The sequence below is a fragment of the Rhodothermales bacterium genome (assembly GCA_041391505.1).
Classification (GTDB): Bacteria; Bacteroidota; Rhodothermia; order Rhodothermales; family JAHQVL01; genus JAWKNW01.
Map to the genome: position 1 here is coordinate 18,535 of JAWKNW010000015.1, position 16,223 is coordinate 34,757.

The 16,223-nt window shown below is 66.8% G+C and carries 13 protein-coding genes; 9 read left to right on the plus strand and 4 right to left on the minus strand.

From position 1 onward, the window contains the following. Nucleotides 1–9: 9 nt before the first annotated feature. The 3 genes from R2834_14720 to R2834_14730 form a co-directional block, all read right to left on the minus strand. A complete protein-coding gene (locus tag R2834_14720) occupies nucleotides 10–2,664 on the minus strand; it encodes a glycosyltransferase (GenBank protein ID MEZ4701588.1) in 2,655 nt (884 codons plus the stop codon). Nucleotides 2,665–2,764: 100 nt separating this feature from the next. Next, on the minus strand, nucleotides 2,765–4,924 hold the full coding sequence (locus R2834_14725; GenBank protein MEZ4701589.1) for a TylF/MycF/NovP-related O-methyltransferase: 2,160 nt from the start codon (nucleotides 4,922–4,924) through the stop codon (nucleotides 2,765–2,767). A 3-nt stretch (nucleotides 4,925–4,927) separates the two neighbouring features. Further along, nucleotides 4,928–5,758, minus strand: a complete 831-nt coding sequence (locus R2834_14730; protein ID MEZ4701590.1) for a class I SAM-dependent methyltransferase — start codon at nucleotides 5,756–5,758, stop codon at nucleotides 4,928–4,930. A gap of 293 nt (nucleotides 5,759–6,051) precedes the next feature. On the opposite strand from R2834_14730, the gene R2834_14735 reads away from it, so the two are divergent. The 9 genes from R2834_14735 (at nucleotide 6,052) to R2834_14775 (ending at nucleotide 15,081) form a co-directional block, all read left to right on the plus strand. Next, nucleotides 6,052–7,125, plus strand: a complete 1,074-nt coding sequence (locus R2834_14735) for an N-acetylneuraminate synthase family protein (GenBank protein ID MEZ4701591.1) — start codon at nucleotides 6,052–6,054, stop codon at nucleotides 7,123–7,125. Next, the gene (locus R2834_14740; protein ID MEZ4701592.1) at nucleotides 7,109–7,567 is read left to right on the plus strand and encodes a GNAT family N-acetyltransferase; all 459 of its coding nucleotides are present in this window, start codon (nucleotides 7,109–7,111) and stop codon (nucleotides 7,565–7,567) included. Before R2834_14735 ends, R2834_14740 begins: the two co-directional genes overlap by 17 nt. Further along, the gene (locus R2834_14745) at nucleotides 7,564–8,463 is read left to right on the plus strand and encodes a TIM barrel protein (protein MEZ4701593.1); all 900 of its coding nucleotides are present in this window, start codon (nucleotides 7,564–7,566) and stop codon (nucleotides 8,461–8,463) included. Before R2834_14740 ends, R2834_14745 begins: the two co-directional genes overlap by 4 nt. Beyond that, nucleotides 8,447–9,937, plus strand: a complete 1,491-nt coding sequence (locus tag R2834_14750) for an aminotransferase class I/II-fold pyridoxal phosphate-dependent enzyme (GenBank protein MEZ4701594.1) — start codon at nucleotides 8,447–8,449, stop codon at nucleotides 9,935–9,937. The genes R2834_14745 and R2834_14750 overlap by 17 nt, the downstream gene beginning before the upstream one ends. Nucleotides 9,938–9,941: 4 nt before the next feature. Beyond that, a complete protein-coding gene (locus R2834_14755; GenBank protein ID MEZ4701595.1) occupies nucleotides 9,942–10,664 on the plus strand; it encodes an acylneuraminate cytidylyltransferase family protein in 723 nt (240 codons plus the stop codon). A gap of 31 nt (nucleotides 10,665–10,695) precedes the next feature. After that, nucleotides 10,696–11,652: a dihydrodipicolinate synthase family protein gene (locus tag R2834_14760; GenBank protein MEZ4701596.1), complete on the plus strand. Its 957-nt coding sequence runs from the start codon at nucleotides 10,696–10,698 to the stop codon at nucleotides 11,650–11,652. Further along, nucleotides 11,649–12,698, plus strand: a complete 1,050-nt coding sequence (locus R2834_14765) for an N-acetylneuraminate synthase family protein (protein MEZ4701597.1) — start codon at nucleotides 11,649–11,651, stop codon at nucleotides 12,696–12,698. The genes R2834_14760 and R2834_14765 overlap by 4 nt, the downstream gene beginning before the upstream one ends. Then, complete coding sequence (locus R2834_14770) at nucleotides 12,698–14,278, plus strand: hypothetical protein (GenBank protein ID MEZ4701598.1); 1,581 nt, start codon at nucleotides 12,698–12,700, stop codon at nucleotides 14,276–14,278. The genes R2834_14765 and R2834_14770 overlap by 1 nt, the downstream gene beginning before the upstream one ends. A gap of 77 nt (nucleotides 14,279–14,355) precedes the next feature. After that, nucleotides 14,356–15,081 carry a hypothetical protein gene (locus R2834_14775; protein ID MEZ4701599.1) on the plus strand — a complete coding sequence of 242 codons (726 nt, stop codon included), beginning with the start codon at nucleotides 14,356–14,358 and terminating at the stop codon, nucleotides 15,079–15,081. 10 nt (nucleotides 15,082–15,091) lie between these two features. On the opposite strand, the gene R2834_14780 is transcribed toward R2834_14775, so the two are convergent. Next, nucleotides 15,092–16,222, minus strand: coding sequence for a glycosyltransferase (locus R2834_14780; GenBank protein MEZ4701600.1), 1,131 nt, complete (start codon nucleotides 16,220–16,222; stop codon nucleotides 15,092–15,094). Between the last annotated feature and the right edge of the window lies 1 nt (nucleotide 16,223).

Here is a 16,223-nt window from a genome sequence, read left to right on the forward strand (position 1 = left end):
GATCGGCTCCTACAACGCCATCGACTCCACCATGTGCGCCCACGCCGGGTAGCGCTCCCGGAGGTACTCGCCCGTACGCACGGCCTCGGAGCGGTGCTGCGTGGCGAGCGACGTCTGGATCAGCTCGTAGAGGGCTTCCGGACTTTCTTCGAGCTTCAGCGACGCCTCGATCGCTTCGAGCGCGTGCCCGAATTGTCCCTGCATGCGCGATGTGATGGCGCGCAGAACGAAGGGGTAGGGCGCTTTCGGGAAACTCCGCACGGCCTGGTCGGCGATGCGCGCGGCCTGCGCGATGTCGCGTTGCGCCAGGCACTGCTGAAACAGCGTGATGTATTCCGTGAGCGGACGCGTCGGCTCGAAACCGCCTTCCGGGAAATAGCGCGCGATGTGGGCGCGGGTAAACAGCTGCCCGTCCAGGATCGTCAGGACGCCCCGCTCGAACATGCCGTATTCTTCCCAGATGCGGATCGTTTCCCGCTTGCCCGTGGCGGCGCCGTGTTCGATGCCGGCGGGATTCCGGAAGTACAGCCCGAGCGTCTCGGGGTGCCGGTAGAAGGGCTCGTGTTTGCCGACCCGGAGCCAGAATTCGTAGTCGCCGGCGGAGATAAATTCCTCCCGGAACAGCCCGTACGTAGCGTGGAGCCGTTTCCGCCACATCGGCTGCGAGCCGATGATGCAATGGCGTTCGAGTTCGCGATACGTATACGGGGGCCAGTCGAGCAGCTTCTTCGACGAGGTCGTCGCAAACGTCTCGTTCGGGACGCTCGTGTCGATCTGCCCGGGATACACCAGGGCGATCTCCGGACTCGCGTCGAGACAGTCGGCCATCGTCTCGAGGGCGTCGGCGCGGTGCCGGTCGTCGGTGTTGGCGCTCGTCAGGTACGGGCCGGCCGCCATCCGGATGCCGCGGTTCCAGCTGGCGTACAGCGGTTCGCGTTCGGCGGCGCGTTCGTACCGGATGCCGGGGTAGCTTTGCTGAAAGCGTTCGACGATCGCCCGTTCGTTTTCAGGGCTTGCCGCGTCGATGACGACGATCTCGAGGCCGCCCTGTTTGTACAGCGTCTGGTTGACGAGATTGTCCAGGCAGCCCTCCATGAAGGCCTCGGATTTGTAGGTCGACACCAGCGCCGTCACGCGCGGGGCAGCGGGTTTTACGGCCGCCGCCGGCTGTTCGAGGTACGCGTCGTCGCCCGTCAGGGCGTCGAAGTCGGCCACGGTGCGCCGCAGCGCCTCGTAGATCGGGCGCGCCTTCGCGTGCTCGCCCAGGGCGCGCAGCGTCCGCGCGAAATACCACTGGATGCGCCACGACTGCAGCCCGCCCTGAAACGCCTGCGCATACTCGTTGAGCGCCGGCCCCGGCGATCCGTGGGCTTCGAGGTACAGCCCCGACCAGAGCCGGAGGTGCGTGTCCTGCGGCGCGTGCCGCCCGTAGCGGAAAAACCCGCTGTTGTACATCAGGAAGCTCGACGCCCCGATGCGTCGCTCGGCCTCGAGCACGGCGGGCGTGTCGCCGCCGGCGAGGCTGCACCGCAGGTCGGCGCCGGCGTCGCCGAGCGAGTCGGCCAGCAGCTGCGCGCCGGAGAGCGCCGCGCCCGATCCGCCGGGCCAGGCATGGGGCCGTTTGGGCTGTGCGAGGAGCCGCTCGTAGCAGGCATTCATCGCGACCGCGGCGTTTTCGGCACCGAAGTGCATCCGGGCATGCGCCGCGGCGTTGCGGCCCATCCGCAGCCGCTCGTCGGGGTTATGGTAGAGGTATTCGATCGCCTCGCGGTAGGCCGCGGCCGAATCCACGATCATCCCCGTCTGCTCGTGCTCCACGAGGCGGACGACGCCGCCATACGGGAAGACGACCGGCGGGACGCTGGCGTACATGACTTCCTGGAGGTTCAATTCCGCTGCCGCGTAGGTCTCTTCGCAGAGCGGATAGCCGTACACATCCATCGTTTCGAGCACCGGCGCGATATCCGCCACGTAGCCGCGGAAGTCGAACCGATCCGCCGCGCCCAGCGCGGCCGCCTGCTGCTTCAGCTGCGCCTGGATACCATCCCCGCAAACGACGAAGCGCACCCCGGGAATCTGGATCGAGGCGCTCATCGGGACATAGTCCGGGTGCATCTTGACGAAACTGACCGTGCCGATGTAGCCGACGTTGAAACCCTGATGCGGTCGGGGCGCGACGCCCCGGACCCGGTCCAGATCCGCCGGCGCGAGCACCATGGCCCGGCGTTCTTCCGGCAGCTGCTGGAAGACGGCGTTGGTCTCGTAGGTGAACGGGTTGCAGGCGATGGTCAGGTCCGCCATCTCCGCGAGCGCCGGCGAGATCAGCTGGGGCGCCGAGGTGCCGGCGACATGGTGCCACATCGCCAGCCGGCATGCGGGAAACGCGGTGTGCAGAAAACGCATCATCCCGGGCGCATTCCAGCACTCGATCTGCACGATGTCCGCCGCCTCGATGGCGGCGTGCAGCGCGGCCGTGTCGGGCGCGTCGAGCACGTCGACCCCCGCCTGCCGCGCGAGCGCCTTCGCCTCGTCGGACGCGCCGCCGAGCGCCGCGATCCGGTGCGCGTAGCCCCCGAGCCGCGCCGAAGCTCGCGCCGTCGTGATCGCCGCCCGGGTAGCCCCGCCGGCGTCCATGTTTTCAATGACGTGGAGGATGGATGGCATGGGGATCGGGTTCAAGGTTGCAGGTTCCATGGTCAAGGCGAAAGGGTCGACGTGCAGGCATCATACCTTGAACCTCGAACGTCGACCCTCGAACGCGAAGCTAGGCCTTCACCATCCACATCCCCTGGTTGTCGCCGGGGACGGGCTGGAGGGGGAAGGAGAGGCTGTTGAATTGCTGGAATTCGTCGGTGGCTTTCTGGCAGCCTTCCCAGCATCCGTAGTCGTCGAACTGCATCACGCCGCCGGGGACGACCTGGTCGTAGAATTCGTTCAGGATCGTCATGGTGGACGAGTACCAGTCGGCGTCGAGGTGGAGGAGCGCGATCGGGCCTACCTCCTGTCTGGCGCCGGCGAGGGTGTCCTCGAAGTAGCCCGGGACGAGGGACACGTACGACGAAATCCCCAGCGCATCGCAGATCTCCCGGACGCCGTCGACCGAGCCGGCGCAGGTGCCGGTGCCCCAGCCGGTGTCGTCCGCGGGGATGCCGTTCTGGGTGTCGTGCACCGTCGGCTCGGGCATGCCGGAGAAGGTGTCGAAGGCGAAATGATGCCGCGGCCGGCGGCTGTAGCGCTGGATGACGAGGCCGAGCAGCGCCGTCGACCCGCCCCGGGCCACGCCGCACTCGACGAAGTTACCGGGGAGGTCTTCCTGGCAGATCCGCTTTGCCTGGGTGTACAGCGAATACAGCCGCGCCTCCGGGACCATCGTATGCGGACGGATCAGCGCGAGCAGCTCCTTGAACTCGGCGTCGTCGATGTGCGAGACGTCGGGGACGCTTTTCAGCACCTGGTCGAGCAGCACCTTCGCGTTCGCGTTGTCCGGGAAGTGGTGCAGTTCTTCCCGGAGCGCCTCGCGGGCGTCGAAGGGCTTGCCGAGATGCAGCAGGCAGGCGGCCCGCAGGTAGTCGACGTTCAGGAGCGGCAGCCGCATCGCTTTGACGCGCGTCGCCGTCTGGAAGGCCTGCTGGTACTGGCCCGTCTTGAAGGTGTCGATCGCGGTGCGCAGCAGGCCCTCCACCGATTCGACGGCCTGACGGGCCGGCTCGGGCTGTGCCGCCGGTTTGGGAGCCTGCGCCGGCCGTCTCGCGGGAGGCGCGGGTTCGGGTTGCCGGATGTGCGCCCGCATCAGGCGGTCGAACACGCGCGCCCGTTCGGGCATGGCGTAGTCGCGCAGGCAACGTTCCTGGCCGCGCCGCGCGATGGCCTCGCGTTCGTCGGGGTGCGCGAGGTAGTACCGGATTTTTTCGATCAGCTCGTCGTGGTCGCGGTACGTTTCGATCTCGCGCCCCGGCTCGAAGTACCGGTGCAGATCCGGGAGATGCTGCGTCAGGAGGAACGCGCCGGCGCCCGTGGCCTCGAACAGCCGCATGTTGACCGTATCGGCGCCGCCGAGGTCGCGGCGGCCGGCGTCCGAGCGCAGGCTATGGTCCGCCCGCGCGTCGAGCACGATGCGGGCCTGGCCGAGCGCGCGGTGCATCGCGCGTCCGAAGACGGGGTTCTGGACGAAGGGCTGGAGGGTTGCCGGCACCGGCAGCCGGCCGGGATCGGTGTAGAGGGCGAACGAGAACGGCATCTCGCCTTTCGACGCCTCCGCCACGCGTTCGAGCATGCGGTTGCGCGTCTCGTGCTGCTGCGTCGTCCAGGACCCCGAGAACATCACGTCCAGCGCATGTTTCGCGCCGCGCGCGTCCTCCGCCACCATCTGGGGGATCCCCGGAAAGAAGAAGGCGGAGGCGCGGGCGCCGCCCTCCCGGACGGCGTCGAGGAGCAACGGCAGGCCGGAGAGGATGAGATCGTAGCCGGACCAGTCGTGGCGCGCATCGATGTCCGCCGCGCGCCAGCCGGCGACGAGCCGGGGGCGATATGGCAGCGATGCGATGAAGGCGGTGTCGAAGAGCACCGGGTTCGCCGTGTAGAAGATGTCCGGCCGATAATGGGCCACCTGCTTGCGGACGATTTCCTTGACCCACGAGTTCTGGTCGATCGGCGCGCGTTCAGTCACGTGCTCGCGCAGCCACTGCGCCTGGGCGTACGGGTTGTCCGCCACGACGAACTGGGCCTCGTAGCCCAGGCCGGCGAGATAGGGCGTGAAGATGTGCGACGCCGCCACGCCGTCGTCGAGTACGGCCTTGATCTGGACATCGTACGGCGCGCTCTTCAGTTCGGGATGGGCGCGGTACAGCTGTTCGGTGGCTTCGGGGTAGAACGTGTGGACGTGCAGCAGCCGCAGACGTTCAGGGGTCGGGCGATCCGGTGTCATCGGTCAGATAGCTAGGGTGTGAACGGCGGGCGTGACGGTCTTTTCGGCAAAGCCATAAGCCCGCGCGATGCGCGCGGCGTGGGCGGCCTCTTCCATGAACTGCGGGTTGCGCGTCAGGCGATGCGGGCGCGCCCACTTCGAACCGGGCTGCGTCACGATCGAGATGCAGTCGATGGTCAGCGGGGTATCCAGCCAGTTGATCGTTTCCTGATTGATGCAGGCCAGGCCGGCCTGCCGCGCCGCCTGATGAAACGACGCCGCGCTGACGCTGTGCGCCCGCCAGTGGTCGATCGGCCGGACGATCCCCAGCGCCTCCAGTTCGGGGGCCGGCAGATGCTTGATCGCCTGCATGTAGGGGTCCATCGCACCCACGTTCGAGTGGTGCAGGAACGCCACCCCGTCGCGCCGCAGCTTGCGCCGCAGCTGCTGGAGGTACGCGACGATCACGTCCTGCTCGGCATGGACGAGCGAGTCGAAGCTGAACGCCAGGTCGATGCTGTCGTCGGCGATCATCGCCAGCGAGAGGCCGTCGTTGACGTGGTAGTTGATGTGCCGTTGATCCGCGAAACGGCTCTGGCAGGCATCGATGCATTCCTGGGAGAGCTCCACCAGATGCAGTTCGCGGCACTGTTCCTTGAGGAAATGGGTCCACCGGCCGTAGCCCGGCGCGATCTCGAGGATGGTGTCCGCCGGCAGGAAGGGATAAAGACGCGGCAGCAAGCTGGCATGCCATTGCATCTCGGGACCTCCCCACGATGCCGACCACTCGTTGCCCTGTTCTTGCCAGTTGTAGGAGCCGTCCCACACCTGCTTGTTTTGCTGGATTGTTGCCATGAGATCGACAAATTAAACCGTGAACGAAATGATGAGGGCCCCGAACGCAAAAGCCATTCCGGGCCAATCCCGGCGTGAAATGGGCGAATCTCGTTTCCCGACCGGCAATTCTTTCCACCGCCGGGGGGCAAGAACGAGGCGCGGGCCGCACCGCGTCATCAGCCTGAGGCATCCGGGCGGTGGCATAGTGTTTGACTTTCGGGCGGCAACCGCGCGACATACGGGTGGGTGCATCCCGATTTTTGTCCGGCACGGCCCCAATTCTTCTGCACCCGGATCTATCCATGTCTTCTATGCCACATCAACTCGCTATCGGCGGGGTGCCGGTCGGCCCGGGGCACCCGGTACTGATCATCGCCGAAGCCGGCGTCAACCACAACGGCGACCCGGAACTGGCCCGGCGGCTGCTCCACGCCGCGAAAGACGCCGGCGCGCAGTGCGTCAAATTCCAGACGTTTAAGGCCGAACGCGTCGCATCCAGCGCCGCGCCGAAGGCCGCGTACCAGCTCGAGTCGACGGACCCGGGGGAGACGCAGATCGACATGCTGCGCCGGCTCGAACTGCCGAACGACGTGTATCGCGAGCTGATGGCCGAAGCGGCCCGTCTTGGCGTGCTCATGTTCTCGACGCCCTACAATGTGGAGGATGTCGACTTCCTGGATGACGCCGGCGTGCCGGCGTTCAAGCTGGCGTCGCTCCACGTCGCCGAGCCCTATTTCCTCAAGTACGTCGCCGCGAAAGGCAAACCCGTGCTGCTCTCCACCGGCATGGCCACGCTGGAGGAGGTCCGCGTGGCGGTCGAGGCCGTCCGGTCGACGGGCAACGACCAGCTCGTCCTGCTCCAGTGCACGACCAACTACCCGTCGCGCATCGAGGACACCAACCTGCGCGCCATGGTGACCATGCGCGACGCGTTTGGCGCGCTCGTCGGCTACTCGGATCACACGATGACGGATACGGCCTGCATCGGCGCCGTCGCGCTCGGCGCCTGCGTGATCGAGAAGCACTTCACGCTCGACACCCGGATGGCCGGCCCGGACCACGCCAGCTCCGTCGACCCCGCGACCTTTCGCGTCCTGGCGCGGCGCATCGCGGAGGCCGAACGCATGCTGGGCGATGGGCGCAAAATTCCGTCCGAGGTGGAAAAAAGGAATGCGCCGGGGATGCGGCGCAGCGTCTATGCGGCGACCCGCATCCCGAAAGGAGCGCGCATTACGCCCGACATGCTGACCTTCAAACGGCCGGCGACCGGACTGGCGCCCGTCTTCTTCGAGCGCCTGATCGGGCGCGTCGCGCTCTGCGATATCCCTGAAAATGCCCCCGTTACGGTCGATCAGTTCGCCTTCGACGATGCCGAACTTCGTTGACCTCGGCCCCGCCGACGCCGGCGATCTGGCGCGGCTGCTGACCGGCGATGCGCCGGAGTATGGCAGATATTTTGTCCCCTTCCCCTCGAACGACGCCAACGCGCTGGCGGCGCGCCTGGGAGCGGCCCGGCAGGACCGCTACTGGGGCATGCGCGAGCATGATGCGCTCGTCGGCTTTTTTATGCTGCGGGGATTCGACGAGGGCTATGCCCGCCCCTCGTTCGGCGTCTATGTCGCCCGGGCCGCGGCGGGCCAGGGGCTCGCCCGCAGGGCGCTGGCCCATGCGATCGACTGGTGCGTGCGCCACGACGTCGCCCGGATCATGCTCAAGGTGCATCCCGACAACGCGCCGGCGCTCAAGGCCTATCGTGCCGCCGGCTTCGAACCGTTCGACACCTGTCCCCGAACGGGCCATATCATGATGCAAAAGGAACTTCGATGAGCGCGTGTTACCTGTCCACCGGCGCATTCCGCACCCGATCCCTCGATGAGATCGTGTTTCTGTGCCTCCGGTACGATCTTCGGCGCATCGAGCTGAGCTCGGGCCTCGATCCCTTCGACATGGGACAGGTAGCGCACCGTCTCGAACAGCTGGCGCCGTGCCTCGTGCACAACTACTTTCCGCCGCCGGATCCGCCCATCGTGCTCAACCTCGCGGCCGAAGACCGATCCTCGCTGGAGGCGAGCCTGGCGCTCTGCCGGCGCGCCATCGATCTGAGCGCCGCCTTCGGGGCGCCCTTCTACAGCGTCCACAGCGGCTTCGTCGCCGCGTTGACGCCCGACATGCTGGGCAATCCCGACGCGCAGGCCGCCGCCGCCGCGACCCTCACGGCCGACGCCTACGAGCGCGCCTTCGACCGGTTTTGCGAAAGCGCCTCCACGCTGAGCCGCTACGCGCGCGCCGCCGGCGTCCGCCTCCTCTTCGAGAACAACGTGCAGACGCGCGAGACCGCCGGCCGGAACCATCTGCTCATGGTCCGGGCCGAAGAGTTCGAGCGGTTTTTCGCGCGGCTCAACGACAGCAACATCGGCGTCCTGGTGGACACCGGTCATCTGCGCGTCTCGGCGCGCACCCTGGGCTTCTCGGAGAGCGAATTCTGCCTCCGCCTGGCTCACCGCATCCATGCCTTTCACCTCAGCGAAAACGACGGCCTGGCCGACCAGAACAGGCCGGTCACCGCGGCATCGTGGTTCTGGCCGGTCGTGCGTCTCTTCCCGAAGGCGACAGTCGTCCTGGAGGCCTACGGGCTCTCGATCAGCCAGATGCTGCACCAGCGCGACCTCGTCGACCAGCACCTCTCTCCCGTTACCAATCAGCCCCATGCGATCCATTTCTGACAACATCCTCCCGCGCGACGCCTCGGTCGAGGACCTGCTCCGAGCCCTCAACAAGGGCATTTTTGGCGTCGTTTTCGTTGTCGACGACGACGGCGTGATGGTGGGCCTGTTTACGGACGGCGACGTCCGGCGCACGCTGCTGAGCGGCGCGTCGCTGTCGGATCCCATCCATCGGCACATGAATCGCCAGTTTGCCGCCGGGCGCGACGACCAGTCGCGGGCGGAGCACCTCAAGCTCCTGAACGAACGCGTCCGCCATCTTCCGATTCTCAACGAACGGGGGCAGCCGGTCGATCTGATTTCGTGGGCGGAGATGTGGCGGCTGCCCGTCACCCAGCCGGCGCTGGGCGGCAACGAACTCAAGTACGTCAGCGACTGCATCGCCACCAACTGGATCTCGTCGCAGGGCGAATACGTGAACCGGTTTCAGGACGCGTTCCGCGCCTATGTCGGCGTCGGACACGCGCTGTGCACGTCGAGCGGCACCACGGCGCTTCACCTGGCGCTGGCGGCGCTGGGCGTCGGGCCCGGCGACGAAGTGATCGTGCCGGACCTGACCTTCGGCGCCTCGGCCAACGCGGTCCTCCAGACCGGCGCGATCCCGGTGTTCGCCGACATCGACCCGGAGACGTGGACGCTTCATCCGGACGCGATTCGCGAGCAACTCACGCCGCGGACACGGGCCATCATGCCGGTCCACCTCTACGGGCACCCGTGCGACATGGACCCGATCATGGACATCGCACGCAGGCACAACCTGTTCGTCGTGGAAGATTGCGCCGAGGCGCTCGGCGCGACGTACAAGGGCCGGCAGGTGGGCACGTTCGGCGACGTCGGCTGCTTCAGCTTCTTCGCCAACAAGGTCATCACGACGGGCGAGGGGGGGATGGTGACGACAAACCGCGCGGCGCTCCACGAGAAGATGGCGATCCTGCGGGATCACGGGATGGACAAGAGCCGGCGCTACTGGCACCTCTACGCCGGCTTCAACTACCGCATGACAAACATCCAGGCCGCCATCGGCCTCGCCCAGATGGAGCGCATCGACGATTTCCTCGAGGGACGCCAGCGGGTGGTCCGGCGCTATGCCGAACAGCTGGGCGACCTGCCCGGCATCGTGCTGCCGCCGGAGGCGCCCTGGGCGCGCAACATCCACTGGCTCTATTCGATCCTGGTCGACGAGTCGGTGCTGGGCGTCAGCCGCGACACCCTGCGCAGCAGCCTGGCCGAGCACGGCATCGAAACGCGTTCGTTTTTCTGCCCCCTGCACGACCAGCCGGCCTTCATCCCCTTCGCGCACGGCTGGTTTCCCGTGACGGAAGCCGTCGCCGGCCGCGGCCTCAACCTGCCGACGTCCAACGAGATCTCGCTGGACGATGTCGACCGCGTGTGCAAGGCCATCCGCCAGACGCTGCGCGACGCACGCCTCATCCGTTCCCGTGTCGGCGACCTGCCGGCCGCTCAACCCGCATAAACCCATGCAAAACGCACTCTGCATCATCCCGGCGCGCGGCGGCTCGAAACGCGTGCCCCGCAAAAACGTGCTGCCCCTCGCCGGCAAGCCGATGCTTGCCTATACCCTCGAGGCCGCCCTCGAAGCCGACGTGTTTCTCGACGTCGTCGTGTCGTCCGACGACGACGAAATCCTCGCGGTGGCCCGGCAGTGGGGCGCCGTCGCCGATCGCCGGCCCGAGGCCCTCGCCGGCGACACCGTGCCGATGGTGCGCGTGGCGGAGGAGTACCTGCTGCGGCCCGGCCATGCGGCCCGGTACGACCACGTCGCGGTGATGCTGCCGACCTGCCCGTTCCGTACGGCGATGGACGTCCGCGATGCCGTGTCGCTCTACGACGAGCAGGGCAACGGTGCGGCGCTGATCGCCGTCACCGCGTACACGTTTCCGCCGCAGTTCGCGATGACGTTCGACGCGGCGCCGGCGCTCACGATGCGGGAGCCGGAGACGTACGCGCGCTCGACGCGCAGCCAGGCCATGCAGCCGGCGGTGCACCCGAACGGCGCCCTGTACCTGATGCCCGTTTCCCGCTTCCTCGAGGAAAAAACCTTCTTCTGCCAGCCCCTGATCGGCTACGAAATGCCGGAAGAACGGTCGCTGGACATCGATTATCCCTATCAGTTCGACATGGCCGAGGCGCTCATGCGCACCCGCCGCGCCGCCGAAATCGCGGCGCCCGTGCCGGCCTGAACCGCTACCCCGATCTACGACGAGGACACCCATGACATCCTATACCGACCTCCGCTCCCGCATCCGCGGCCCCGTATTCCCGATTCCCATTCCGTTCGCGGCCGACGAGTCGGTCGACTACGACGCGCTGCGCCGCTATGCCCGGTTTCTCGTCGAACACGAGGCCCCGGTACTGCTCCTGACCGTGGGGACGAGCCGGTTCAACCTGCTGACGCGGGACGAGATGCTCGCCGCCAATGAAACCGTCGCCGACGCCGTCGCCGGCCGCGCGGTTGTAGTGGCCGCCGGGCCGGGGCCGTTTTCGGGCTCGACGCGCGAAAATGCCGCGTTCGCCCGGCAGGCCCGCGACGCCGGCGCCGATGCGATCCTGCTCGTCTATCCCGAACGCTGGTACGGCGACGACCCGGTCGTGGACTTCTTCAGCGACGTGGCCGCCAGCGCCGACCTCGGCATCATGATCCACGCCGTCGCCATGCGCGACGGGTTTGGCGGGATGCATGCCCGCCGGCTCATGGACGCCGATCTGCTCGAACGCATCGCCGGCATCGACAATCTGGTGGGCGTCAAGGAAGAAAACGGCGACCGCGCCGCCTACGAGGCCATTCTGGAGCGCCTGAACGCGCGCATCCCGATCATCGGCGCCGGCGGCGCCATGCGGCGCTTCATCAAGGATGCCCGGATGGGAGCCTACACCTATCTGGTGGGCATCGGCAGCTTCCGGCCCGATCTCGCCGTGCGTTTTTTCCGCCACGTGATGGCCGGGGAGATCGGCGAAGCGGAGGCCATCGCGGGGGCCTACGAAGATCCCTACTTCGCGCAGGCCGTCGCGTACGGCTGGCACCGCGCGCTCAAGGAGACCATGCACATCCTGGATGTCATGCCGGCCTACGAACGCGCACCGCTCGATCGCCTGAAACCGGAGGATCGCGAGGCGCTGCGGCAGCTCGTCCATTCCATTGGCTTCCAACACGAACTGGTACCGTCATGAACTACGCCCCGGAAGGCGCTACCCTGTCGCCGTTTCTCATCGCCGAAATGGCCTGCGCGCACGAGGGCGAGCCGGCCCGCGCGCGCAAGCTGGTGGACGCCGCGGTGGCGGCCGGCTTCGACGCCATCCAGATCCAGATCTTCCGCCGCACGCACCAGGTCGGGCCGCACCATCGGCTCTACCCGCTCCTCGGCAAGCTGGAACTCTCCGACGAGGCGTGGGAGTCCATCGTGGCACGTGCGCGCCAGTACGAAATCGACGTCTACGTCTTCGCGTACGACGTCCCGAGCCTCGAGCTGGCCCTCCGTCTCGGCGTCGACGGCATCAAGCTGAGCTCAGCGGACCTCTCCAATCCCGAGATGCTGCGCATGGCGTCGGCGACCGGGTTGCCGGTGACGCTCGGGACGGGCGCCTCCACGCTCGACGAGGTCGCCGAGGCGCTGGACATCATGCGGACCGCCGGCCCGGCTCGCGTGATCCTCATGCACGGCATGCAGAACTTTCCTACAAGCCTCGCGGATGCGCAGATCAACCGGATCGCGCTGCTCCGGCACGCGTTCGGACTGCCTGTCGGCTACCAGGATCATACGGATGCCGAGCTGCCGATCAGCCGCACGATCGATATGTTGGCGCTCGGGCTGGGCGCGACGCACCTCGAGAAGCACATCACGCTGAGCCGCGCCGAGAAGGGGACCGACTACCAGGCGGCCCTCGAGCCTTTGGAGATGGTCGACTACGTGCGCACCATGCGCGAGGCCGCGCTGGCCGCCGGCGCCTACGGGCTCCACGCGCTCAACGAAAGCGACCATCGCTACCGGGTCTTCCAGAAGAAACGCATCGTCGCCGCGCGCGCCATCCCGGCGGGCACGCTGCTGACGCGCGAGCATCTCGCGTTTCTCCGGCAGGACGCGGATGTCGGCCTGTCGCCGGCCTATGCCGACGACCTGATCGGGCGCATGCTCGCGCGCGACGTGGACGCGTACACGCCCATCAACCTGGATGACGTCGCCGAATCCGCCGAACACGTTTATCTGATGGAGGCCTGATGGATCACAAACACGCGATCGAGCGCATCCTGGCGCTGGAAGATGCCTGCGACGTCACGGCCATTCGCTACAAGGGCCTGGCGATCTGGCCCTACATCCGCCTGCTCCTGTGGAGCCGGATGCTGAACCCCGGCAAGTTCAAGCCGGCGCCCGAGGTCGGCCTCGCCGTCTGGTCGCAGATGCATGCGGCTTCGTTCGCGCAGCGCGAGAACTACGCCGCGTTTATGCGCCACTACGAACAGCACCTGCGCAATCTGGTCGCCCTGCGCGGCCATGACGCGATCGACGCCTTGTTTTTCTCGCGCGTCGAGGACCATGCCGACCGGTTCGGGGGCGCATACTACAACCGGCACCTCGACCCGATGATCGACCTGGCCCGCGGCCGCTCGTCGTTTCTCAAGCTGGAGCTGACCACCGCCGGCGCCGCGCAGACGGTGCCGCGTTTCGAAGCGACCCAGTTTCTCGATTCGACGGATTTCGTGCGGTACGAGGCGCGCCGCGGCATGATCCAGGCGTTCGCATCCGGCGAGCCGGTCCCCGGCATCGAAGGCATCGAGGGCTTCTTCGCCGAGCTGCGCCGGCTCGAACCGGGCTTCCCGCTCACGCGCGAGCAGCTCTACATCGAAGTGGAACAGCTGGTGCAGATGCGCGGCTACTTCCGCACGATGCTGTCGGCGCTCGGGCCCAAAGCCGTATGGACCGTGTGTTATTATTACGACATCGCGATGGCGCTCATGGCGGCCTGCGCGGATCTGGGCATCGTTTCGGTCGACGTCCAGCATGGCAAGCAGGGGCGTTTCCACGGGATGTATACCCACTGGCAGCGGATGCCGGCGGAAGGTTATGCCTTGCTGCCCGAGCTGTTCTGGTGCTGGGGAGACGATTCGAGAGAACACATCGAGCGCTGGCTGCCGGTCGGCAACCATCGGCATGGCGTCGTGGTGGGGGGGAACCGCTGGCTGGCCAAGTGGGCGAATCACGATACCGACAACCTCGTGCTCGAGGAGGAAGATGAGCGCGCCCTGCGCCGGCTCGACACGTCGCCGAAAGTCGTCCTGGTTTCCCTCCAGCCGGTGAACCCGATCCTGCCGACCTGGCTGCTCGAAGCGATCGAGCGGTCGCCGGCCTCGTGGTCGTGGATGCTCCGGTTGCATCCCCTGCAGCGCGAGCAGCTGCCGGCGTGTCAGGAGACGCTGCGGTCGCGCGGGTTGACGCAGGTCGACCTCCAGGATGCAACCCGTCTTCCGTTGTACGCGCTCCTGCAGCGCGCCCATGCCCACGTCACGCAGTGGTCCTCCGTAGCGTATGAGGCGCTCGCGTTCGGCGTGCCGTCGATCGTGGTCGGCGAAACCGCGGCGACGATGTTTCAGCCCGATATCCGCTCGCGCCGGCTCCTGCATGCGTCGGATGCGGACGGCGTGCTCGCCCTGTTGCGCGGCGGCGCGGACGGCCCGACGTACCGCGCGCAGCCGGCGTATATCGAGACCGATAACCGACTGGCCGACGAGGCGTATGGATCGATTATGGAACGGGCTGCTCGCCGGTCGAAGGAACGAATCGCCGGGCAGGAGATCGCATAAGGCGCCCGGCACCATGTGGCAGGGTGCGCGTTTCACGTACCGATCCAACTGACTCCCGTCCTCCGATGCGTTTTGCGATGAAGGTATTGACCCCCGTAGTTCTGGGCCTCGCCCTGGCTGTTTCCGCCTGCGCGCCCACCGAAAACGGCGCTTCCGTGCCTTCGGCGGCGGTGGTGGATTCCACCATGCTCCGTCCCGATCCCCTGCATCCGGTAGGCGGCGACATGATCACGCCCCCCGGATGGACGGTCCGTCTCGACACCCCCGACCCGGCCGTTGCCATCGGCGGGGAGGAGGCGGATGACATCTTTTTTGTCTCCATGACGCCGGGGTGGCACATCCGCACCGGGCCGGCCGGCATCTTTTATCATCCCTCCAGTACGGCGTCCGGCGCCTACACCGCGCGGACGACGATCCACCTGTTCGATCCGGGAGAACGAAACGAGGCGTTCGGGTTATTCTTCGGCGGGAAAAATCTGGCCGGCGACAACCAGACGTACGACTATTTCCTGATCCGAAACTCCGGCGAATTCCTCGTCAAGCGGCGCATCGGGGCGGAGACGCAGGTCGTGCTGGACTGGCAGCCGCAGGCTGCCATAAACCGCTATACGGATCCGGCCGTCTCGTCGGTGTCCAATACCCTCGCGGTGCGGATCCAGGAAGGGCAGGCCGTGTTTCTGATCAACGATCAGGAGGTGGCGCGTCTGCCGGCTGCGGACGTGCAGACCGACGGGATCGTCGGTCTCCGGGTCAACCACGCCTTGAATCTCCACATCTCCGACTTCGCCGTCGTCCCCCGTTGACGCGCGGCGTTCAGGCCGGCATCAACTCCTCGAGCCGCGTCATCCAGGTGCGGGCGTCGTAATTCGTCGGATTGATCGCCAGGGCTTCCTGCAGATGCCATTCGGCGGCCTTGTGGTCTCCGGTGAGCATGTAGCCCATCGCCAGGTTAGCCAGGAGCTGATCCATGCTGAGGTAGATGCCTTCCGTGTCGTCGATGTCGTCCTGGGCATGCTCGATGGCGCGATAGGCCGCGCGGATGCCGGCGGCGTAATGCCCCATCTGGTACAGGATCTGGCTCTGCAGGTGATGCAGAAACGGCAGCGTCGGCGCCAGATCGAGCGCCTGGCGCGCGAAGGCCTTGGCCTCGTCGAACGCGTCGAAGTAGAGCGATACCTGGGAAGCCTTGCAGTACGCTTTCATCCGCAGCTCGGGACGGAGCGCGTCGAACGGGATCTGCCCCACGATCGTTCGGGCCTCCTGGTAGCGGCCCATGCCGTGGCAGATGGACAGCATGTGGAACAGGTAGAACGCGTCGCCGGGATGCGCGTCGACCGCGCGCTTCACCATCCGGTAGATGCGCTCGCGTTTCGCGCACATCGCTTCCGGCCCGAGCGCGTAGCCATAGTGGTGCACCGTCACGTGCGCCTCCTCCACCCGAAGCCCGGAGGCCGCCGCCGCGCGCTCGATGGCGCCCGCCAGCTGGTTGTGCACCGCCCCTTCGTATCCAATGCCGTGACCGTTCCGGAAAAGCCGGTACGCGCGCATCACGTCGAACGCGGTCTGGTCGTTGGGCGCGTGGTAATTCTTCACCTGGAAGGTATAGGCGATCGCGTGGTCGCTATGGATCAGCTCGCGCACCCGCTCCCAGTCGGCGCGGGTTAATCGTTCGTCGGCGTCCAGAATCAGGATCCAGTCGGCCGTGACATGGGCCAGCCCTTGATTCCTCGACTGGGAAAAATTGTCCTCCCAGGGGTACTCGAAGACCCGGGCGTCGAGGTCGTGCAGGAAGGCGACGGTGTCGTCCTTGCTGCCGGTGTCTACGACCACCAGCTCGTCGAGGAAAGGACGGGCTTCAGGGAGCCATTGCTCGAGATTATGGGCTTCGTCGCGCACGATCATGGCGAGCGCCAGGGTCGGCTTTGCGCCGGTCGATGTCGGCATA